The following is a 22029-nucleotide window of genomic DNA, read 5'->3' as shown; positions in this document are numbered from 1 at the left end:
CTAACACTTTCGCACTAATTCGCGAAGCTATGCTTGTAACAATATGACTATACAGGCTAATTTAATCAACCAATGCTTGAAGGCTAAAGCGATTTATTAAGCGGCTCAATAGTAAACAATCATCCCCCTAGCAACGAAGGAGCTTGAAATGCAACTAGGTAAGTACATCGCAGCAACTGCCGCCCTATTAACACTGCACTCTAGCTTAGCCTTTGCAAACATAAACCCAGACAAACTCCCCGCAGTAAAAGCCCTTAAAGTGAATAATCAGCAAGTGATCACTTCTGGGCTGCCGACTGAAGATCAGTTTACCAAGCTCAAAGTAGCCGGAGTCGAAGTGGTGATAAACCTGATCCCTAAGAACAACCCAAATTACTTGAAACAAGAAGCTAGCTTGGTAGTCGATGCCGGCATGGTTTACGAGAACATTGAGGTTGATTGGCAACAGCCTTTGCAATCAGATGTTAAGCAGTTTTCTAAGCTAATGGATAAGTATCAAGGCAAGTCAGTGCTAGTACACTGCGCCGCCAACTATCGTGCCAGTGCCTTTTATTATCTATACCAACTTAGCCAAGGGCTTGATAAAAGTGATGCGCAAATGCAGCAATCACTGTCACCTTGGGGCAATTTACAGCAAAGCTTTGACAAATATCCACAGTGGCAACGGCTGATAGAGCAAGCTAGATAACCTAAGCTCGAGATGGCTAGTTTTAAATCGAGACAAAAAGAAAGTGGCCACTTACTTGTTCAAGGTAAGTGGCCATATAGGCTTTGGGCAACTGAAATGATGAGGAACGATTGCCCAAAACCCATATTAGGTTTGTGGTAACGGCTAAAAACTGAGGCGTCTAAATACAGCTAAAGCTGTCAATTTTTCTATTCCGCTACCACCGAATTAGGCGGTGTTGTTGACCGTGCACGCTTAGTTTTGGAGCTTAGGCAATGACAATCAACAACACCTATTTAGCGTTTAACTACTCACACTCATACTAGAGCGCTATTACTAGCGCTAAAGCTAAAGAGTGAACTAGTACTTGTAGCTAAACTGCAGCGAGAACTCTTGACCTGGGTCTTTGGCGTAAACCAGCGTATCTTGCTGATCGTATTCCGTTTTCGCATTTAGCAGGTTCTTCGCTTTAAACTTCAGCGATACACTTTCAGTTGGGAAGAAGCTGTAAGTGAAATCTAGGCTGTGGAATGGCTTTTCATACACATCGTCTAGACCACCGCGACCACCGTAAGCAATGCGCTCGCCGAATACGTTATATACCAAGGTTGCCGCGTGCATTTCGTTATCTGCGTCATAACTTAGCTGAAAGTTTGCTACCCACTTTGAATGGCCAGTCATACGGCGTGTTTCATTGGTTGGGTCAATCTCACCATTAGGCTTAATTTCAATTTCTGAGTCACCTAGGGTTAAGTTACCTACGATAAAGAACTCATTCCAAAAGCTGTCTTCACCACCAATGAAATCAAGCTTTTGCAGGAACTCTGTTTCCATACCGTATACAAAACCTGACTCAGCGTTGTAGAACTTAAGCTGACGACCCGCTTCTGAAATTCGTTGAATCGGCTCAATTGGCGCGGCAACGTCTTTATAGAAGGCACCGATAGAGAAGTTGTTCCCTTCGTCAGAGTAGTATTCCCAACGGGCATCAAAGTTATTGATAGCCGAGCTTTCAAGCTCTGGGTTACCAAAGAAGTCAAAGCCGGTAACTGGATCTTGGAAGCGAACTGGAGATACTTCACGTAAGTCAGGGCGAACGATGGTTTTACTAGCACCAAAACGCCACTGAGTAGTATCGGTTTGCTTCCAAGTCACTGTCATCGACGGGAACCAGTCATCTTCAGCAATCACATAGTCGGTTAACTCGTAACGCCCGCCTTCATCTGAAATCTCACCTTCTGGTGTGATAGGTAAAGTGGTACGGCGGAAATCTTCATAACGTACGCCAGCATACACACGCCATACATCATCAAAGTCAGCATCAATCATGAGGAATGCTGCATCGTTTTTCTCTGCAGCGACATAGTCTTCAGTATCAGTTGAGGCATCTTTTAGCTCGATGTCTAAGGTGTCGTCATCGATGTTTTTATCCGAGAAAATCTTGTCGAAATCTTCTGATAAAATTGCGCCATTTGGATCGGTCGGGCTTAAGCCAACGTCAAAAGCTAAACGTGTGGCATAGCTTTCACGGGTGCGCTCATAGTACTCATAACCTGCGGTGAACTTGACGATTGCGCTGTCGAACTCAACTGGCAGTGTGTAGTCCCATTTATAGTTTGTGCTGTCATCTTCAAGGCGACTATAAACATATTTAGGCGCATCTTGAGTATTCAATGCACGTGATAACTGTTGATTGTTATCGTCGAGCACAACATTGTAGGTGTAGCTTAACTCGTTAGGAGCATAACGCTCTGATCGAGCACCGGAGAACATCCAGTTAAACTCTGAATCCCATAAGAATTCAAAGAAGTGCTGACCTTCGATTTGGTTGCTGATAAGCGTGCGTTCTTCATAGTCGATGCTATAAACTTGCAGCGCATTTGGCTCACCAATGGTGTCGATGGTTTCTTCAATTGCTACCGATACATCATCAGAAGTATCGCGAAGGTAAGTGGTGTAAGTTTTGATTTTATGGTCGTAACCTAGCTCTAAACCTAGGTTAAGCATGCCCGACATTTGCACGATAGAGTCAGTGCCAACAATGTCTTTGGCGTTTTCAACCTGCATTGAGTTAGCATCACCGTCTAGCTCAATATCGGTCTTGGTGTAGTTGTCGCTTTGTCTTTTATACGACACAGCTGAAAGCGCGCCGAAAATCACATCTTCAGTGATATCCCAGCGATCACCAATGGCGATATTACCGCTGTATCCTGGGGTTGTATCTTCAGTTTTGATCGCCATATCGCGATTCATTTCAAGAGCTAGATCGCGGTTCATCTTTTGCGCTGTGGCAAAATCAATTGCGCCGCCTGAGCCTGTGACTATATCAACCGGGCTAATACCGCCAAACTGGCTAACAGTGTTACCAATGCTGTTTGGCATGGCGCGAGTGCCGTCATCCTTACCCATCCAGTCGTCACCGCCACCGTTATAGGTGTAAGTATCGTTAGAATCATTGGTGTTATAACGACCGCTAATAGAAGCGTTAAAGAGAAAGTCAGCTGGAATCGCTTTTGTGCGAATATCGACATGTCCGCCACCAAATGCTGCTGGCTTAGAAGCCGATGCAGATTTTTGCACAGCTAGCGACTCAATGATTGACGCAGGGAACATGTCTAATGGCACTACGTTACGGGTTGGATCTGGCGATGGCACTTTAGCGCCATTTAAAGAAGTCGAAGAATAACGCTCGCCTAAACCACGTACATAGATGAATTTGCCATCTTTAAGGGTTAGACCTGTAACACGACGTAGCGCTGCGGCTGCGTCACTGTCACCGGTACGAGAAATTTGTTCAGAGCCCATAATGTCAGCAACGTTTATTTGCTCACGGCGCTCTTCAGTTGCGGCCGATGCTGATGTACGCAGACGCCCGGTGATTTTAATAACTTCGATGTCTTCAATAGGGAAATCTTCACCTGGATCAACATCTTCATTTGCAAAAACGGGCTGCGCGGTAAAGATAGTCGCTGCCGAAATTGCCGAAATCACGGCAAGGTGTAGCTTGTTAGCAGTAAAGCTCGGCTTGGTTTTCATTGCTTTTACAATCCTGTGTAAGGTTTGAGGTAGCTGCTTTTAAGCCTTATGGGAAGTGGGTTGCTTAAAAGCAGCTATAAACTTGAATAAGTTCGCGAGTTGCCCAAAGCTAATATTGCAAGCTTTGGGCGACACGATTACTGTGCAGGAGCGTAGGTCCAGCCTTCACGCCAGTCAGTTGTACCGTCGAATGCACCGATGTAGTCAGTTGCTTCGAAGAAGCTATCTTCAGTGCTTAGGTCTTTACCATTGCCAAGTAGTACAGTGTCAGTGGCTGCAGGCATACCGTTAGTTAGCATAACCTCAGCAGTCGAGTTACCATCTTGACCTAGGAACCAAGTTTCAACGTCAACCGTTAGGTTGTTAGCTGGGTCTGAAGCATTGCTAAACTTGAATGGCTCGTTACAGTCGATGATTGAGTTCATGATAGACAGTGAACCGTCGTTAACATTGTCAACCAGGCCTGAGTAGGTACCGTCTAGCTCTAAACATTCACCTGACTCAGTCTCGCCAGTTGCGCCTTTACGACCGCGTACTAGCACGTTGTATAACTTAGCTGCAGTCGCAACGCGCAGTAGGATACCCTCACCTTTGTCACCGCTAGCGTTTTCAATATCAACACCTGGCTCGATAGTGAAGTTAGCAATCATTGGCATAGAGGTTGGAGTGTCACCCGCGCTCTTATGACTGTCACCTTCGATACCACGGTTTGCAGCGCCATCTTCATGAGTGATGTGAACAAACTGTGCTTTACCCGTCCAACCGTTAGTCCAGTCGAGTGAGTCATCGAAGTTTTCAGTTAGGTAAACGTACTTGATGTTGACTGCACCGCCCCAGAACTCAACGCCGTCGTCGCCGTTAGCGTGAACTTGAATGTGGTCAACTTGCGTTCCGCTACCCACAGCTGCAAACGAGATACCGTTCATTTCTTGAGTGTCGTTAACTTTGAAGCCTGCGTACTTAACCACAACATGGCTGATTTGACCGCTGCTTTCAGTGTTGTCGTTACCGCCGTAGTTATGGCTACCCACTTCAAATGCGACGTCACACGCATCTTTATCTGGGCACTTGTTAGTTAGGCCGTTACCTAGGATAACTAAACCGCCCCACTGACCACGCTCACCCGTTGCACCTGCTAGTACATCTTCTTCTGAGGTCATCACAATTGGGTGTTCTTTAGTACCTTGCGCCATGATTTTCGAGCCACGGCTGACGGCAATGTAGCTGTCTGAAGTAGAGAAGATGTTCACACCAGCTTGGATACCTAGTGTTGCTGGAGTAGTGTTGTCGCCACCGACTACCACAGCGCCGCCATTTAGCTTGTACATCACGTTTTGACCAGCAAGCAGTGTGGTGTTGCTTAGAACATTACCTTGCAATGAACACACTAAAGTCACTGAAGAGTCTTTATAAAGACCGGCAACCACAGGCTCAGACGTAGTACCCACTGGGCAAGAAGTTAAAGTAGGTAGTGCAACAGGATCTGTGCTTTCACCGTGGATGTCAGTTGTCCAGCCCATTGTCCAGTCGTTAGTACCGTCAAATGCACCAATGTACTGAGCATCTTCTAAACGGTCGTCCATGTTAGCTAAATCTGCTTTACCGCCAGTTAACGCAACCGAAGAGCTGTTTGGCATGTAACCATTTAGGTCAGATGCACCTTCAAGGTTGCCATCTTGACCTTTGAACCATGCTTCAACGTCTAGCGCTAAAGTGCGGCCTTCTTCAGCATCAGGCTTAGCATCTTTAAACGGCTCAACACAGTCGATTAAGCTGTTTTCAACCACAAGCATGTCGCTGTTAGCGTTGTTTACTGTGTTGTCGTCGTTTACTTCTAAACATTCGCCAGAGTCAACGTCGCCTTTAACCAATAGGTTGTATGCGTTTACTGCAGTACCTTTGCGGAACAGGATACCTTCAGCATCGTCACCACCGCTGTTTTCGCCATTAGCAACTTGAATAGTGAAGTTAGCCAGCGTTGGGTTAGACATAGGCGTCGCTTGAGCGTCACTGTTGCTGTCAGCTTCGATACCACGATTTGAACCATTGTCAGCTTGGCGGATATAAACGTGCTGCGCGCTACCTTGCCAGCCGTTGGTCCAATCTAATGAGTCGTCAAAGTTATTAGTTAATACAACGTGTGAGATAGAAACGTTACCACCCCAGAACTCAACGCCATCGTCGTTATTTTCATGTACTTGGATGTATTCAACTTCGGTGCCGCTACCCACACCAGCAAAGCTGATACCGTTCATTTCCTGTGTATCGTTGATTTTGAAACCACCAAACTCAACGCGAACGTATTTAAGTGAACCTGAGTTGTCAGTTTCGTCGTTACCGCCATAGTTGTGGCTACCAACTTCGAACGCTGCGTCACAAGCACTTAAGTCTGGGCAAGTGTTTACTGGTGCATTACCAAGTAATACTAAACCACCCCATTGACCCGCTTCACCTTCTTGACCAAGTGCAGTAACAGATGAGGTGAATACGATTGGCTCATCTTTGGTACCTTCAGCCATGATTTGCGAACCACGGCTAACCACTAGATAAGAGTCGCTACCGCCAAGTACTTTAGTGCCTGGTTGGATTTCTAATTCAACTGAATCAGCATTGTCGCCACCTGCGATAACCGCGCCATCTAGCATCCAAACAACATCGTTACCAAGTACGATTTTGTTGCCGTCTTGACCACCGGCGCTGCCGATAGTTGAAGCTGCTGAAGAAGGCGCTAACGTGCCTTTTAATTCCCAAACTTCTTTACCGTCAACACTTACGAATGTAGTGCTTTTAGTTGCGAAGCCTTCGTAGGCTTTCTCTTGGTCTGATTTGTCTGGGTCAGGAGTAGGCGTCGGTGTTGGGTCAACAGTCTCGTTACCAGTATTAATGTTGATGTCACCACCACAACCAGATAGACCGATTGTTGCAGAAAGGGCCATAGCAACAGCGCCTAATTTAAACAGATTTTTCAGTTCCATTGTCATCTCCGAGGACGGAATAAAAGTAAGGGTACATACAAGAATTCGTTTTCTGGGCGACAAACATAGAGATCAAAAATGACAAAAAGACTGCGCAAACGTGACGTTAAAATTTCGTTAACGTTACACAAATGTTTAAATTCAGTAAAAACAAGGTATACAGCGCAATGGTAATAAAGAATAAATTTAACAAAATAGTTTCACATGTAAGACCGAGATAATAATTTCAGTTAGAGAATAAAATTTTGCCTTTGACCTAGCGAGATGAGCCTCTTGGCTGTAAAGTATTGCTCCATTGCATCGGCATTCGCGATTTCTACCAATTGGTATTAGTACAAGGACTTATCTATGGCTCGCACGGCGCTTTCTCACAAACAAACAGGCTTTACACTCATTGAATTAGTGGTGGTGATTATCATCTTAGGTATTCTTGCAGTGGTAGCTGCACCTAAGTTCATTAACCTCAGTCGCGATGCCAAAATCTCAGCCCTTGAAGGCGTAAAAGCGGCGATGAATAGCACAGCAACATTCGCTTATGCGCGCTCATCAATTGAAGGTACTGAAAAGGATGACCGCAGTCAGGTATTGATGAATGATCAGCTAGTTGAGATGAAACTTGGCTATCCAGAGTCCTATGGTGAAAATGGTGGAGTGGGGATGAATGAATTGATGCAAATCGATTCTGAATTAGATTTTTGCTTAGCTAGTAGCTGTGACGCTGGTGATGTTAATGTAATCCAAGGCTCTTCAACCTATAGTGTTGGTTATAACGTACTATTTGGTGAAGCTGAAAGCTGCTATGTTCGTTATATTGAGCCTACGGGTACGGGCGGACAAGCCGATACCTTTACCATTACCGAAGATTACACCGGCTGCTAATACCTTTTCAGGAAAAGCTGTTGTGATGAAAACGTCTGCATCAATGTTCAACAAGCTGTTTCGTTGGCAGCGCGGCAGACAAAAAACCGGTTACGACAAAATGCTGCTATGCGGCGCACTGTGGCCGGTTAAGTTTGACACCTACTTGCTTAAATTCCCTCAAGGCAGTGAAGTGCCTCCGCACACAGACAAGGTAAAAACAGGTAAACATTACCGGTTGAACATTGTGCTCAAGCAAGCCGAAGTCGGCGGTGAGTTTATTTGCGCTAATCCCATTTATAACAGCAAACGCATCAAGTTATTTCGCCCAGATATATGCGAGCATCAAGTTTCCAAAGTCATTAAAGGCAATCGCTATCTATTGAGTATTGGTTGGGTTCGCAACAGCTAAAATGCACTTGCAGCACTTTTGTATTAGCCAGCGTTTTTGCATTTAGCAGCTTAATATCAGTATTAAACAGATTAAATAAATCGGTAACAGGCTTAGTTGATCAGGCTAAACCTAGTGTATCAATTGCAATTAGCTCAATTTGAACTAGTGCGCTTGATATACCTCAATACGCTCTACAGAGGCATCTGGTTGATGCATGACAAAGTCAATTTGCACTTGCGCGCCCTTTTGCCCTTTAGCTGAGGTTTCATATTGCCATTGCCGCAGCGCTTCCACAGCTGATGCATCAAACATACCTTGCGATGATGACTTAATGACTGCCACGTTGGTCACCATACCAGCAGGGGTAATATCAAACGACATTTGTACAAAGCCGTTGATCCCCTCTTTTGCAGCTTGAGCTGGATACTTAGGCTCAATGCGCATTTTCGGGTACACACTGCCTGCTTTTGGCCCAGCGACATGCGACTTATTATCGCCACCTGCTACCACAGTCGGATTAATTAGCATCGCAGATAAACCTAGCACTGCCGTTAAGCCAAGTAACATTCCGGTGCGTTTTCCATGTTGTTGTTTCATCTGTAAGATCCTCTCTTTTAAGATGGTTTTGTCTCCATAGTGAGTTTGTAACATGCTCATTGGCGCATGTTGTGAATATGCGAGTAGCGCGCGGCTATACGCAATCTTGGACTCGGCTGACATATCGGCGGTTACTTGTGCATCACAAGATAGCTCTTGATCGTCACGAAAGCGTTTATATGCCATCCAAGTAATCGGGTTAAACCAAAGCAAACTCGCGAGCAAATAGGCGAGACCATTGCACAGCGGATCTTTGCGTTTAAAGTGAAATAACTCATGCTCAAGCACAGCTTGTTGTTGCGCTTTACTTAACTGATAAAAAGATGTCGGTAATACTATGACTGGCTTTACCAGCCCCATGAGCATGGGAGTAGTAACCTGCTCACTGACCAACACTGTAATTGCGTTGTTTGCATTAGCCAGCATCGAATGGACAGCCGTTGTGTCAATAATGGCAGCACTAGTAGCTGAATTAGCAGTCGAATCAGTAGCCCGCTGTAATAAAGCACTTTGTTTGCCTTGCTGGTAAACCAATTTGCTCACTTGCCAAGCAACACCCACGACATAAATGCAGGTTAACACCCAAACCAGTGGCTCAAGAGAGCCTAACTGCGAAGTTAAACCGTTACTAGCAACAACGGTAAAACGCTGCATTGGCTCAGCTAAGGTATCTGGCAATATCGAAGCGTAAAGCTGTGGCATCAATAGCTGAGCCAATTCAACCGCAAACAACAAAGGCACAATAAGCCATAACAAGTAGGTGTAATGCGCGCCAAGACGTTTAAGTAACTTGCTGTGCATTAGCAAGATTGCACAGCACACTATGGTCACGATCAACATTAGCTCAACAGCAGATGCGAGCCAGGTGTCCAAGGCCGCCATCATGACTTTTGCTCCTTGTGCCAGTCATCAATGAGCGCCTGCAGCTCAGTCACATCTTCGGCTGATAACTCATTGCGCTTGGCAAAACCTGCAACGAGCGGCGACAACTTGCCTGAGAACATACGCTCGACAAATGACTTAGATGCATTGGCGGTGTAATCCTGCTCAACCAGTAACGGGCTGTATAAGTAGGTTCGGCCTTGCTTGTCAAAGCTAATGGCTTGCTTCTTTACCAAACGATTAAGCAAAGTCTTAACGGTTTTTTCGTGCATCTGGTGCTGCGCTTCTAAGGTGTTCGCCAGCTCACCGGAAGTTTGCGGCGCACTTTGCCACAACTGCTGCAATACCAATAATTCACTGTTACTAATGTCGATACTCACAAGATGACTCCTAAAGCCCAATCAATGGTTGGGGCGATTTACTAATGCGGCCTTTCCTTACTCAGAGGACGGTACTTTTTTCAGAGCGCGGCGCTTCTTTATCGGGGGCGCAGCGCTTGACTGACAAAACCAGCACTAGGGATAACAAAACAAATGATTACAAATGTAATCCTTAGGTTTAAATTACAACTGTAATTCTAAATTGGCAAGCATTAATTTGGATGTAATTTAATCAACGTCTAAAAATTACGGGAAAGAAAGCGACATAAAACCGATACGACACCCTGCCACAAGGCATATAGAGCGACACCAGAGCACTAAATAAGAGATATAAAAGACGAAAAAAAGCTCGAACAAGGTCCGAGCTACAAAAATTAGGGAGTTTTTGTTTAATTTGAAACAACAGCACTGCAGTTTAGCGTCTACTCACGACTAGCAGGGCGCTAACACATAAAATAGACAAACAACTGCAGCAAAACACCGGCAGGCAAGGCGATAAAAGAAAACATCTTGTTAGGGCAAGTTGCTACCCTTTACCATGCCTTGCATACACAGTGTGGATACAACCAACAAAACCATACTATGATACAACATATCATTTCTCAAGTGGTTTTTTGAAGTAGCCCCATAGAAGAACATGAGGCTATGAGTGCACTTTATTAACACGATCAACTTAAACAGCTAGAATTGATACCCTACTGTCCATGAAATCGTATCGTAGTCATTGTTGTTATAGTGAGACAGGTCAAAACGAAAATCCGAGTATAAATGCTCGTTGATATCGACCCTTAGTCCGGCACCTGCGACAAAACCCATCTCATTGAAACTATAATCGGTATTGTTCGAGGAGATTGTTTCAGATTGCCTAGCTACCCCAATACTTCCATAAGGCTTGAGTGCAACACCATTTACATAAAATTTGTAGCCAATATCTGAATCTAACTTAATGTTGTAGCCATCGATATCGGTAGTGTAGTCATTGCTGAAAATCGTATCGCTGTTTTTTGAGTAGGAAAGGTTAATTCCAAATATTTCATTTAGTTCATAGCCGTATTCCAGTCTAATACCATCTCCCCATTTATCAGACTTAGTCAACCATTCTGATGTACTGGTACTGCTATAACCTAAACCGACCCTTTGTTTGGGCTTGAAACCCTCACCAAATACAACTGGAGATATCATGGAGCCGACAATCAGCACTGTGATATAGTTTTTCATATTTATTAGACCTTAACTCATAGATGATTTCCTGCTGGGTAAGTGCTCCATGCGATTCAGGTATTGTGTGGTTTTTCGATATGTTGAGCTAATCAGAAGATCTAATAGCTGTAATAATTGTCACTTATGAGCCATAAAGGTGTCACAGCTTAACATCCTGTTTTTAGGCACAATTCATATTCTCTAAATGAGTTAAATTGCAATTTTGAGGGTTTATGCAGAAGGATCGGTTTAGTTCTCTAGATTTGAATTTACTTAGAACATTTTTGGTTTTAAGCCAGGAATTAAATATGCGTAAGGCGACAGAGCGTCTAAATGTATCTCAGCCTGCAATCAGTCAAGCATTACAAAAGTTAAGATTTCACTTTCAAGACGACCTGTTTGTAAAAGTACCGCAGGGGTTATCTTCCACCCCTTTCGCCGACCAATTAGCTCAGGATATTGCGCCACATTTGGACGGTTTGGCAACAATACTGAACGAGAAAAATACATTTGAGCCTAGTCAATATACAGGGGGGCTGAAAATAGCTGTTGCTCCTATTGTTCTAACGTCTCTATCTGGCGCTTTGTTTCAACACCTTAGAGATATTGCTCCACATGCAACTGTTGAGCTTGTTGGATGGAATAGAGAAACCTTGCTAGATATTCGCAACGGCGACGTATTAATTGGTATCAGTATGCAGCACGATCTGATCTCAGGGGTAAAATCTCGACAAGTTGTTGATTTAAAATCTCGGGTATTTGTTAGAAGCGGACACCCTCTTACTGGCCCTAACGTCACTCCTCAGCAGCTCGAGCCTTACCCGATCGCATCAATTGTTACCCCAAGGTGGAATGACAATCGCGTGTTAGTAGCAGAAATAATGAAGCAACAAGGGCTTGATCCAAAAGTTGGCTTCCGGTCAGAATTTGTTATGGCCGTTGTTGATGTTATTGAACATACTGAGCTCTTCATGGCTCACTCAGATTTATTTCCCCTCCATCGCTTTCCAAATATAAAAGCCTTAGTGCCACTTATCGATGGAAAAGAGACTAACCTAACGGTCTGCTCTTACTTTCACGCCAAACACACTAAGTCTCCAGTGGTTTCCTGGCTAGAGAGACAAATTCAACATGTTATAAATAAGGAAAGGATGCAGTAATAGAGGGTTTAGCACAAGCATGTAAAAATGGTGTTTCTAGGACGACTCAATAACTACCGCAGCTATAATTAACCTCTATGTATCAAGGGCTAGCGGCCTAAAGTTAGTCCAATGGTGTGAAGTGTCACCATAACGCATATTCACACTTTGACCCCATGAGCCTAGAACACACTCTAATGGATGTAATGACTTAACCTAAGCACAATCCTTACACAGACATTGCAGCTCAATTTGGGTGTTTACCAATTGAAACTCAGCCTGCTCAATACTGGCATTTAGCGCATCAATCACGCTCGCTTGAATACCAATTTCGGCAACCTTGCCGCAGGATTTACAGATTAGAAACTGAGGAACTTGATGCTCATGATCACAAGTGATGTGGGCACAAGCGAGATACTTATTTTCTGAGGACAACTTGTGTACCAGCGACTGCTCACTTAATACGTCAAGCATGCGATACACCGACATTGGCGCCAGCGTTTCTTTGTAGGTGTCACGATATAAGTCGACAATTTCATAAGCCGAAAGCGGCTTATTGGCATCCAAAAGCACGCTAAGTACATTCTTCCTTTTCACCGTAAGCTTGGCACCATTTTCACGGCACATTTGCTCGGCTTTGGTCAGGATGGCGGCTTTATTGCTGGCGGACATAATTTAGCTCTGTCGAATATGTGAATGTGTCATTATTATTTCTGCTAAGCCTGACATTGTAAATGACAATTTCGCAAGCAGATGATTTCGCTCACCAATCAACGACAAATTTAGACGTATCAGCCAAACAAGGTCAGCAACAAATTGAGGCTATCGTTAGCGCATTGCACCTAAGTTTAGTGCACCTAAGCTCAGTGCAGTGAGCCTTCATGCTCTAAGTTAAACGAAGGTAAGCGCCACTTAAACCTGACTGCCGCCATACGCATCAAGTAGCCAACAATTAGAGTAACCACGGTCGCGGTCACACCATCAATGGCGAATTCTAATAAGAGTAGATATAAAGCTGAGGCAACTAGCGCGACAGACGCATACAGCTCTTGGTGTAAAACCAGTGGCGTTTGTCTGCAAATCAGGTCTCGCAGCAAGCCACCAAACACACCAGTTAGCAGTGCTGAAACCATACAAATACTTGGGTGCAAGCCCATATCTAGTGCAACCTTAGTGCCGATAATGCTAAACGCAACTAACCCAAGTGCATCGAGTCGAATAAACAAGCCTTTAAGCTTGATCACCCATTTAGCCAGCCCTGTGGTAAGCACACCAGCCAGGCAAGTAATACCCAAAAATTGCGGATTCTCAACCCAGGTTAGCGGGTAATGTCCAAGTACAATATCGCGCACCGTGCCACCACCAATGGCGGCTGCGCTCGCCACTAACATGACCCCAAACCAATCCATTTTACGACGCCCAGCACTCAAGGCACCTGTCATCGCCTCGGCAGTGATCCCAATGATGTATAACACGCTTAGTAACATGGTTGACTCAAACTAGAGAGGAACAAAAATAAGCGCCGATTTTAGTCAAAGCGCGAACAGAGACCAAAGAAAATATGTGGGTAGACTGGTTATGAAACGAGTTATTAAAGCGATGTTTACAAGGTGTACACAGCCCGAACTACAAGTAACATCATACATAAGTAAGGGCTGTGTATTGCCTAAGCGTTTAGACGACTACATCCATCTATAGGCTCAACTGGCGTAACACAGAATGATGAACGGCCTCGCTAAATCTTTCGATTGCGATAGGTTCAAAGCAATCAGCCGACATAAAGTGAATATCTTCAGCAGTAACACCATACATGGCTATCACTTTTGAGTGCTGGACGATCTCCGCTATATTGTAACCCGAACGACCATTTGGGTTAGCTACAAAGTAAACACTAAAAAGTGCTAATTGGTGCTCAAAACTATCTACAAGCTCTGTATCATCATTATCATAGTTATGCGATTCACTACTTACATTTACGATTGAAAAATTTGTATTTGTTAAACGAGTGTATGTTAAATCACTTAATAACTCACTATTACTGGCTGGTGCCCATTCATATTCATTAGTTAGCTTGATACTACACTCGTTAAATTTAATCTCGTGAGCTTGCAGTATTGACGATATAATCGACACAAACACAAAGAAACAGGTATAGATAGCCTTCAAAATCATAGATACTTTTCACATTACTGTATTAACTAGAACAAATAACATCGAACATACGCAAATTAAGTTTTAGTTAAAGTGATCGTGAACCCACAACCCTAACAACACAGTAAAATAAACGCTAAAAAACTGATCTAATCTAATATTAATATAGAACAACCTGTTTAATTGAGAGTCTTTCTTTTTAGTAAGCACTTTATTAATCAGATGCGAATCAGACGAGAACGCCGCAGCCTGACTTCTTGATTTAGCTAGCCCTTCCCTCAATATCAGATCTTCAATTTTTTTGTAAAAATAAAGTTTAAAAGGCCCATAAACGCAAATTATAGGTAAAAACAAGTTCCCCATAAATCTAGTTAACTCGCTAATAAAGACATCAATTTCCAATGTGTGTCCTCTGCGCACTCTGTATTTTAATAAGTGTGTCACTTTCGCATAGAAAGATAAGTAATACGCGTCACAGAAAAGCATTGGTGAGCCAAATTTCAATATGGATATAGGCAAATATAATCATGGCTAGATGTTTCAAACGAGTCAGTTAATGCAAGCTATCAGCCCATACTTAACTAGTGAAAAAAACGGCGCCCTAAGGCGCCATTTCATCTACATATTAAAGTTAATATTATCTATCCAAACAGCATCTTCTCCACTAGAAACACTACCGTCTTTTGAATAAACAAACTTAATAGTATTGTCACCTTCAGGTAAATTTATCTGCTGGTGACTCCATTCCGAGGTCGTGACTGTCAGTAGATTTACATCGTTGACATATACCGATAGCTTATCGCAGCATGATTCAGAATCCAGCAACGCATCAAAGCTCAGCGTGCCAGGAGCATTGACCAACTCAAAGCTCATACTGCTTTCCTGCGAGTCATCAATGTCACCTGAACGCAAACTATAGTTACCATCGGATGCTTGGGTATCGTCTCGAAGCCAAGATGCATCAGAATCAACAGGTGTCGACCAAACTAACTCTGACGGCTCACTTTCAAACGACTCAAATAATGTTGTAAGTAAATCAGGCACGGAGTCTACATCAAGTGGATCAGTCATATAGCGATTGACCTCATCACCATCACTGAATCCATCGCCATCAGTATCAACGACATTCGGATCGGTAAGCCATTCGATCAACTCAACGTTATCCGCCAATCCGTCTTGATCAGAGTCAATCAATACCGGGTTTGTGCCATAAACATGAACTTCATCGCCATCAGACAGTGTATCTGAATCTGAGTCCACTAACGTTGGGTTAGCACTATGTTGATATTCTTCAAGATTAGTTAGGCCATCTAAGTCTAAGTCGCCTGAAACGTCTGAATTATCATTGATATCTAAACCAAAAGCAGACTCCCACCAATCTGGCATGCCGTCTTGGTCAGTATCCCCACCAACATTAATGGCGATGAGCTTGTCAGCATTGATAATGTATAGAGCGCCTTGGCTACTTAGCGCTAATTGCCCGCCAACTGGATAACTCCATACTTGTTGATGAGTAGTAAGATCTAACGCATAGGTCATTTCAGCACTGGCAACAAACAACACGTTATTTGCCACTATGATATTGCTATCCAGTTGTTCAGGCTCTGCTGACTCCCACTGCCACAGCTGACTTCCTGTTCGAGTATCTATGGCAACTAAAGAATCGTGCCTAATCGCATACAACTCGCCAATGCCAACCGCTAGCTGGTAGCGGTCAAAACCAGATTCTTGCTGCCATTTTACCTCGTTAGTTCGTAGATCAATGGCATTGAGCTTGTCATAGTCGTAGACAAAAACATCGCCCTCGAATCCAACCACAGGCGTTTTTAGCGAATTATAGGACTCTGAATCGACAACAATATTGTAGTGTTCTCCAGTTGAAAGCTCGGTGACAACTAAATCTTGATGTTCAGAGTAAAAGGCCTGCTGCTTGTTGATTGCGAAGCCTCGCATCGCTCCTTGACTCGCTGTTGGAATCGATTGTTTATCACCATTTTGTAGATCAAACCTTTCAATAGCGTTGCCGTTGCTTGAACCAAGATAAACGCCGTCTGCAGTGACATTTAGTGACTCCTGATTAAGACTATAAAGGCTATGTTCAACCTTGTAGACTAGCTGCCCCGAACTGCCTGAAATAGCCCGTAAAAAGTTTCCTGAACTCGCTCGGGATAGCGCATATAGCTTGTCACCATAGTAGGCGATAGATAGGTCCCAAACATTTTCGTAGTTATTACTCCACAACTCAACACCAGAAAGCGCATCTAGTGAAAGTAGACGACGCTCATCATCGCGAGTGAACAATGCGATAACTTTGCCATCTGCAGCAAGCAGTTGCGGCTTTGTGTACTGAGTGCCATCTAGCGACACTTCCCAGCGAACATCCATTGCATCAAGATCAATATCACTTGCCACAAACCCTCTATGAGCAGCGGTTCCTTGATACCCGTACCATGAAGTCACGATAGGTACATTTTGCCCATCAAGTGGATCTGACTCTAATAAAAACTCTGTTAAGTTACTGAAACTGTCACTATCAGCATCGAGTTGCGCATCATGGTTTGAGTTAGGGTCAAACTGATGTTGAACCTCCCATCCATCACTCATTCGATCTTGATCCGAATCGTAAGCTACAGGTGAAGTTCCATGAGCATGTACCTCATCACCATCCATGAGTCCGTCTGCATCAGTGTCAGCAACATTTGGATCAGTCTGGTAAGTTAACTCCTCAAGGTTAGTCAAGCCATCTGAGTCAGTGTCTTGCTGGCTAGAGTCCATATTAGGATCTAGCTGGTTATCAACTTCCCATTTGTCTGGTAGTCCATCGGCATCAGAGTCAGTATTTAGCGGATTAGTTTGATATTGATTAATCTCATCAAAATCAGTTAAGCCGTCAGCGTCTGAGTCAGAATTTAACGGATCTGTTCCATAGGTATTAACCTCTTCCCCATCGGTTAAACCATCAGCATCTGAGTCCAAGTTGAGTGGGTCAGTTTTATATACGTCTACCTCATCACCATCACTGATACCATCTGAATCCGTATCTGCTACTTGTGGATTTAGGCGTAGATTAAACTCTCTTAAATTTGTCAGTCCATCATTATCAGAATCTAAAGCAGCATCGCTAGCATCAGCATCACTTAAACCATACTGCTGCTCCCACCATGCAGGTAAACCATCTAGATCATGATCGGCAATAGCTTGATGCGTGAAGCTCGTTCTCCCAGCTAATTGAGTTATGACTGTAATATCTTGGCCATTTTTAGCCAGCGCTAAAGGTTCACCGCTAAATGTAGTACTACCAAGCAAACCATAATCATCTGTCGACCAAAACTGCAGCTTGCCTGAGTGGCTATCGCCTAACTGAGTCTGAGTTACAATGGTATCTTTTAGCCACAGTATATCTGTCGCTTCAACATCTAAATCCCCTAATAAGGTCAAGTCATCGGCATCGTATATCTGCCCTGAACCCAATATGACTTTCGATTTATCAAACGACAACTTAATTGGGTGACGTATGCCATCACTGCTGTGGTACGGAGTTTCGCCTTCTGCAACAATTTCCCCCGTCAATTGATCAATTTCCTCAAAGTGAAGATCATTTGGCGAGGTGCCATCACGTAAAAAGTAAACCCTATTGTTTGAGCTATTCCACTCATATCCTCGAGAATAACGGTTCCAATCTTCGCTTGCGGTTACCTGCCCTTGAGCATTGAATATAGTATGAGTTGCCCAAGCACCAGAGTAATCTTGAGCAAGTACAAAGTTACCTACACTTTCTAGGCCTCCGATGCCCATGGACATAGACGCAAACTCGTGAATTTGTGCACTATCATTTAAATCAACGTAATGAATAGCACCAGACTCATCTCCAAGGTATAAACGCTCATGAGCCGCTGAGTATGCCATTTGGGTCGGCGTCATAAGCTCTTCAGTCATGGGCTGACGTAAATGGATTGGGTTAGTAAAGCCATTAACACTAGCTGACCAAGGGTAAATTGTGCTTCCGGCCAACATGTAAATAGTCCCTTCACCATCATCGACAATTTGCGTTGCGACAAAATTGGGAATTTGCTGCTCAATATCACATACACCGCCACTACCATGCTCTGCGAGCCAACAAGCTGAATCTTGAGGAAATGCATCTAGCATTAAGCCGGTAACACTTGAAGATTGATCGTAACCGTCATGCCACTGATCTGGATACCCATCATTGTCTGAATCGACTGATGCTGCGGGATCATTTGGAAACGCATCCTGTAAGTTGCTAGAGCCATCTCCGTCGGTATCATCACTTGGAGTGTAACTATTAATCTTAATTCCAGTTTCAGTACTAGTAATAATCAAATTCTCATTACTACTAAACAATGACTGCAGGTAGCCACCTTCAAACGTTCTATATTCATCCTTGGTAAAGCTGGTATTACGATGATAAACACGGGTTTGGCCTTCTTTCACTTCTAGCGTGATTAAACCACCTTGAACGGTCCAAAATCCGTCCTCAGGTTCCTCTGACACACTACCTGAATACGTTAACGTGGATGCGGTATAGATATCACCGCTACCTAACATCACGCGAGCACCGTCTTCAGACAGAATAATTGGGCCGTAAATATTATAGTCACCATGATGTGGGGAATCTTGAGAGTCGCCAAATGAGCCCGAGGCAGGGTCTAGCTCTGTGTACATGATATCGTTTGGAGAGATACCGTCTCTAAAATGATAAAGCCGTTGAGATTGGCTATTCCAAGTAACATTCTCACCACGACTAAAGTAGTTGTGCTCAGGAGCCTCGGCCAACACAGTGCCACTTTGTGTCAACAGTACCGATTGCTTTTGATAATTAGCACCATAGTTAACAAGCAAACGAGAGTCCGTTTCCACCAAATGGAATGCAGGCTCTGCTAGCGTTGTATATTCATTTAACGTTGAGTCTTCAACGTATTTGAGGGAGGTGTTTTCAAATGCGAGATATAAACGCTCATGCTTTGGCGCATAAACCATTGCAGTGACAGGGCTATCACCTAGCTCAATCACACCTGTAAAATGCTTCGTTTGCGTGTCGTACTCAAACAACTGGCTCCGACTAGGATCCGCGAAATAAATTACACCATCAGCAACACCATCGATATAAGAATTGGGCTGCTGAGCCAACCAAGTAAGGTAACATTGCTGACCATTGCCATCATTCTCGGCATAACACGAGGCGTCAGTAACATAGAAGTCAGAATTATCTCCAACGCCATCACCGTCTGTATCGATACTCTCATTAGCATCTAATGGGAAGGCATCATCTTCATCGTTAATACCATCGCCATCATCATCGTCATCTGCATTATTGCCAATACCGTCGCCGTCAGTATCAAGCGTTTCGGTTGCATCTAACGGAAAAGCATCCTCATCATCATTTGCACCGTCACCATCATCGTCATCATCTGCGTTGTTACCAATACCGTCGCCATCTGTATCCAGCGTTTCAGTTGCATCTAGCGGGAACGCATCCTCGACGTCATTTACGCCATCCCCATCATCATCTGGATCTGCATTATTGCCGACACCATCTTTGTCGAAATCCGCTGACTCGTCCTTATCTAATGGGAAGGCATCGTCTACATCAAGCACACCGTCATTATCATCATCAGTGTCTTGAGTATCAGCAATACCATCTCCGTCGGTATCGACAGCGGCTGGCTTATTATCATTGGAGCTTTCACCTCCGCCTGAGCCACCACAACCGACCATGAGTAAAGCACAAAGAAACAGATAGCTTTTATTAGTCATACAAAGTCCTTTTGAAAATAGTTAATCCAACAGCCATAGGAATAACCAAGAAACGCTCATACAGAGCGTCATTCTTATTATTTTTACTTCAAGGAATGCATAGCTATCTAGCTATAAAAAAGGGAGGGGTGGGTGAATCCTTTACTGATAATCTGATCGCATCCTTGACGTTGGCACCAAAGTTACAACCATTTAACAAAAAGTTCAAGTAAACCACTAACTTAGAATTAGCTAATCAACCAATAGATTATCTATATCGACCACTCACTGTGTAGCGGCTCTAACATGCCTACATCAGCTAGCCATTGGTAAGCTTCGGGTAAGTCTTTGCAGAATTTGGTTTCAACATTAGTCAGCACTTCATGGCTTTGCACCATGAGGCTTTTTTGTAAGGCAAGGCTACAAACAACAGCTTCAAACTTTTGATTATGCTTATTACCCCAGTCGTTGAGCTTATCTATCTCAGCCCACATTTCAGGCGTAGCTAAAACCCACTCAGTCATGTCGACTAAGCATGCCCAAGGTTGATCACAGATGGTTGCTGCCAGCTGTTTATACTCTCGGCACATACGTATGACGGTTTCAATATTCCAGCTATCAACACACTTAACGATTAAGGTTTGATCTCTGACTTCCATTTCAAATGAGCCGTGCTCTCTCACTGTGCTCTCCTACTATCAAAGTACCTTGATACACAAGATGCGCTATTTTGCCTGTCCCTGCAACAGCAAGTGTGACTATGCAATACAGGGACAATACTGACTGACTCACATACTCGTTATAAAAGTAGTTTGCCGTTAGTCGCTTACGCTTAGCATTAGTAACTTATCGTTAGCCGCATACAGATGCACGCGTTAGCTTTTACCAATTTTCTTGAAGTAGGTTTTTGCATGCTCTACTTCTTCAGGGCTTGGTCGGTAAATCATCCAGTTATCTTGCTCGTTTTTCTTGTATTTAACTTCACCTTGAGCAAAGTCAAACTCATAAAACGGGTAAAATTCCCGTAAATTGAAGAACATAGCCGGCGCAAAAAATAGAATGTCTGCCGCTAAATAGCCGCCATTAAATTTAAGCGGAATCAAACCATACATAGGTTCGCCGCCTGCTTCTGGCTTAGCTTTAAACTTATATTGTCCAAAACTTGTGGTGTTGTACTCCTTCTCAACTGCCGAGTCTTTTGTCAGTGTAAGCGCACTATCGGCATTAATTTCAACCTGAACAGCCTGATCGACACTTTTCATCGATGCCACTGAGCTACAACCACTAATTAGTGCTGCTGCAGCCACAGCTATTAACTTGTTAGTCATTTTTATCCTTAATTTTATTTTTATTCCATATACTCATGTAAGCTTTGATTTAAAACACACAGTGCTTAGCAAAATCTGCCGCTTCGTTTGCAGTCCAGTCACCTTTTGGCTTTTCTTTCATGTCTTTACACCAGGCTTCGCTGCCCACTTCTGGTGCGCAAGCTGCAAGGCCAAAAATAAGCGCAATTGCCGCTGTCGCTTTAGCGATGTGTTTGATTAACATAGCGTTATATCCTTTTTATTTTTAGTTGTTCTTGTATGAACAGGTATTCTGAAATATTAAATATTTAAGCGGATTGCTCACCTAAATCTCAGCAATCCACTGCTGAGCTTGTTGCTTTTGCTCCAATGGGAACCAGGCAACCTCGCCTTGCATAAAGGGGGCAAGCAGATTGACAGCATTGCCAACCCAATCTGGGCCGCCAACAAATACCAGAGCATCGAATGCCGGAAACTGCACTTTGTCGCCACCAGTGAGCGAGCTGACATCCCAACCTTCTAGCAGCACGTCAGCTTCCATATACAGCTTCACTTTGCCGCTATCTTGGTAGGATTTTTCGAGTAAGGGTTGTAGCTTATTTAGGTAATCTTGCGTTGATAATCGGCCACTTACAAACAGGCTGATTACATCTGGGGCGATATCATTGATTTGATACAGCATAGGT

The 22029-nt window shown here is 43.8% G+C and carries 17 protein-coding genes; 4 read left to right on the top strand and 13 right to left on the bottom strand.

What is annotated here, in order from left to right; all coding sequences use genetic code 11:
* The first annotated feature begins 148 nt into the window (after positions 1–148).
* Positions 149–688 carry a protein tyrosine phosphatase family protein gene (locus G3R49_RS01435; RefSeq protein WP_167868430.1) on the top strand — a complete coding sequence of 180 codons (540 nt, stop codon included), beginning with the start codon at positions 149–151 and terminating at the stop codon, positions 686–688.
* A gap of 339 nt (positions 689–1027) precedes the next feature.
* Here the strand turns inward: G3R49_RS01435 and G3R49_RS01430 are convergent, their stop codons facing one another.
* Together G3R49_RS01430 and G3R49_RS01425 are read right to left on the bottom strand one after the other, a co-directional pair.
* Positions 1028–3703 carry a TonB-dependent receptor gene (locus G3R49_RS01430; protein ID WP_167868429.1) on the bottom strand — a complete coding sequence of 892 codons (2676 nt, stop codon included), beginning with the start codon at positions 3701–3703 and terminating at the stop codon, positions 1028–1030.
* A gap of 137 nt (positions 3704–3840) precedes the next feature.
* Positions 3841–6678 carry a hypothetical protein gene (locus G3R49_RS01425; RefSeq protein WP_167868428.1) on the bottom strand — a complete coding sequence of 946 codons (2838 nt, stop codon included), beginning with the start codon at positions 6676–6678 and terminating at the stop codon, positions 3841–3843.
* Between the two features lie 348 nt (positions 6679–7026).
* Here G3R49_RS01425 and G3R49_RS20225 point away from each other — a divergent pair, with 348 nt between their 5' ends.
* Positions 7027–7557, top strand: coding sequence for a type II secretion system protein (locus G3R49_RS20225; protein WP_167868427.1), 531 nt, complete (start codon positions 7027–7029; stop codon positions 7555–7557).
* 43 nt (positions 7558–7600) lie between these two features.
* The gene (locus G3R49_RS01415) at positions 7601–7948 is read left to right on the top strand and encodes a 2OG-Fe(II) oxygenase (protein ID WP_130603349.1); all 348 of its coding nucleotides are present in this window, start codon (positions 7601–7603) and stop codon (positions 7946–7948) included.
* 144 nt (positions 7949–8092) lie between these two features.
* Here the strand turns inward: G3R49_RS01415 and G3R49_RS01410 are convergent, their stop codons facing one another.
* From G3R49_RS01410 to G3R49_RS01400, 3 genes are all read right to left on the bottom strand, one after another.
* Positions 8093–9412, bottom strand: coding sequence for a M56 family metallopeptidase (locus G3R49_RS01410; RefSeq protein ID WP_167868426.1), 1320 nt, complete (start codon positions 9410–9412; stop codon positions 8093–8095).
* Positions 9409–9783: a BlaI/MecI/CopY family transcriptional regulator gene (locus G3R49_RS01405; RefSeq protein WP_130603351.1), complete on the bottom strand. Its 375-nt coding sequence runs from the start codon at positions 9781–9783 to the stop codon at positions 9409–9411. Before G3R49_RS01405 ends, G3R49_RS01410 begins: the two co-directional genes overlap by 4 nt.
* A gap of 687 nt (positions 9784–10470) precedes the next feature.
* Entirely contained in the window at positions 10471–11007 is a 537-nt protein-coding gene (locus G3R49_RS01400; protein WP_130598997.1) for a porin family protein, read from the bottom strand.
* Between the two features lie 215 nt (positions 11008–11222).
* Between G3R49_RS01400 and G3R49_RS01395 the strand changes: the two genes are divergently transcribed.
* Positions 11223–12149, top strand: a complete 927-nt coding sequence (locus G3R49_RS01395) for a LysR family transcriptional regulator (RefSeq protein ID WP_167868425.1) — start codon at positions 11223–11225, stop codon at positions 12147–12149.
* A gap of 195 nt (positions 12150–12344) precedes the next feature.
* Here the strand turns inward: G3R49_RS01395 and G3R49_RS01390 are convergent, their stop codons facing one another.
* The 8 genes from G3R49_RS01390 to G3R49_RS01355 all read right to left on the bottom strand — a co-directional run bounded on the left by G3R49_RS01390 (position 12345) and on the right by G3R49_RS01355 (position 22025).
* Positions 12345–12800 carry a Fur family transcriptional regulator gene (locus tag G3R49_RS01390; protein ID WP_130598999.1) on the bottom strand — a complete coding sequence of 152 codons (456 nt, stop codon included), beginning with the start codon at positions 12798–12800 and terminating at the stop codon, positions 12345–12347.
* A 191-nt stretch (positions 12801–12991) separates the two neighbouring features.
* Positions 12992–13615 carry a trimeric intracellular cation channel family protein gene (locus G3R49_RS01385; protein WP_167868424.1) on the bottom strand — a complete coding sequence of 208 codons (624 nt, stop codon included), beginning with the start codon at positions 13613–13615 and terminating at the stop codon, positions 12992–12994.
* 205 nt (positions 13616–13820) lie between these two features.
* A complete protein-coding gene (locus G3R49_RS01380; protein ID WP_167868423.1) occupies positions 13821–14300 on the bottom strand; it encodes a hypothetical protein in 480 nt (159 codons plus the stop codon).
* A gap of 597 nt (positions 14301–14897) precedes the next feature.
* Positions 14898–20057 (bottom strand): PQQ-binding-like beta-propeller repeat protein, encoded by a 5160-nt coding sequence (locus tag G3R49_RS01375; protein WP_167868422.1) that lies wholly within the window; start codon positions 20055–20057, stop codon positions 14898–14900.
* Between the two features lie 251 nt (positions 20058–20308).
* The gene (locus tag G3R49_RS01370; protein WP_167868421.1) at positions 20309–20719 is read right to left on the bottom strand and encodes a hypothetical protein; all 411 of its coding nucleotides are present in this window, start codon (positions 20717–20719) and stop codon (positions 20309–20311) included.
* Between the two features lie 192 nt (positions 20720–20911).
* Entirely contained in the window at positions 20912–21364 is a 453-nt protein-coding gene (locus G3R49_RS01365) for a hypothetical protein (protein ID WP_130599009.1), read from the bottom strand.
* A gap of 49 nt (positions 21365–21413) precedes the next feature.
* The gene (locus G3R49_RS01360) at positions 21414–21587 is read right to left on the bottom strand and encodes a DUF3012 domain-containing protein (RefSeq protein WP_130599011.1); all 174 of its coding nucleotides are present in this window, start codon (positions 21585–21587) and stop codon (positions 21414–21416) included.
* Between the two features lie 81 nt (positions 21588–21668).
* Entirely contained in the window at positions 21669–22025 is a 357-nt protein-coding gene (locus G3R49_RS01355; protein ID WP_130599013.1) for an STAS/SEC14 domain-containing protein, read from the bottom strand.
* Positions 22026–22029: the final 4 nt, after the last annotated feature.

Origin of the sequence: Shewanella sp. WXL01, from assembly GCF_012263345.1 — a bacterium.
Classification (GTDB): Bacteria; Pseudomonadota; Gammaproteobacteria; order Enterobacterales; family Shewanellaceae; genus Shewanella; species Shewanella maritima.
The sequence above is the reverse complement of the archived record's forward strand: the minus strand, read 5'-3'. Positions and strand labels throughout refer to the sequence as shown.